Annotated in this window: 1 protein-coding gene; it reads left to right on the top strand. The window is 62.0% G+C overall.

The genetic code is table 11. The features are described 5' to 3' along the window. Position 1 precedes the first annotated feature (1 nt). The gene (locus ACR0NF_RS21725) at positions 2-1,114 is read left to right on the top strand and encodes an S-(hydroxymethyl)glutathione dehydrogenase/class III alcohol dehydrogenase (protein ID WP_480471510.1); all 1,113 of its coding nucleotides are present in this window, start codon (positions 2-4) and stop codon (positions 1,112-1,114) included. Positions 1,115-1,189: the final 75 nt, after the last annotated feature.

Genomic DNA, 1,189 nt, shown 5'->3' with positions numbered 1-1,189 from the left:
CATGCGTACGCGTGCCGCCGTTGCCGTTCAGGCTGGCAAACCTTTGGAAGTTATGGATGTGAACCTTGAAGGCCCCAAGGCGGGCGAGGTTTTGGTGGAAATCAAGGCGACCGGCATCTGTCACACCGATGAATTCACCCTGTCGGGTGCCGACCCCGAGGGGCTGTTCCCCGCCATTCTGGGCCATGAAGGTGCGGGCGTGGTGGTTGAGGTCGGCCCCGGTGTGACCAGCCTGAAACCCGGCGATCACGTCATCCCGCTCTACACCCCGGAATGTCGCGAGTGCGAATACTGCCTGCACCCCAAGACCAACCTGTGCCAGGCGATCCGGACCACGCAGGGGCAAGGCCTAATGCCCGATGGGACCTCGCGCTTTTCGACCCTGGATGGCGATCCGATCCTGCACTACATGGGCTGCTCGACCTTCTCGAACCACACGGTCCTTCCGGAAATCGCGCTGGCCAAGGTGCGTGAGGACGCGCCATTCGACAAGATCTGTTACATCGGCTGTGGCGTGACCACCGGCATCGGCGCTGTGATCAACACCGCCAAGGTGGAGATTGGCAGCCGCGCCATCGTGTTTGGCCTGGGCGGCATTGGCCTGAACGTGATCCAGGGTCTGCGTCTGGCCGGAGCGGATCAGATCGTGGGCGTCGACCTGAACCCCTCGAAGGTCGAGATGGCGACCAAGTTCGGCATGACCGATTTCGTCAACCCGAAAGAGGTTGAGGGCGATCTGGTGCCCTATCTGGTCGACCTGACCAAGGGCGGTGCGGACTACACCTTCGACGCCACCGGCAACGTCGGCGTGATGCGTGATGCGCTGGAATCAGCTCATAAGGGCTGGGGTGAGTCGATCATCATCGGCGTGGCCCCTGCCGGAGCGGAAATCTCGACCCGTCCGTTCCAGTTGGTCACCGGCCGGTCATGGCGCGGCACGGCCTTTGGCGGCGCGCGCGGCCGGACCGACGTGCCGAAGATCGTCGACTGGTACATGGAGGGCAAGATCGAGATTGACCCGATGATTACCCACACCATGGGTCTGGACGACATCAACCACGGCTTCGACCTCATGCACAAAGGCGAAAGCATCCGATCCGTGGTCGTCTACTAAGACCCTGCGAAAGAGTTGTTTCAAGACGGCGTGCCAACCGGCGCGCCGTTTTTATTTTCCAGGCCGAGTCGCACC

The organism is Ruegeria sp. CF4, from assembly GCF_056537345.1.
The sequence above is the reverse complement of the archived record's forward strand: the minus strand, read 5'-3'. Positions and strand labels throughout refer to the sequence as shown.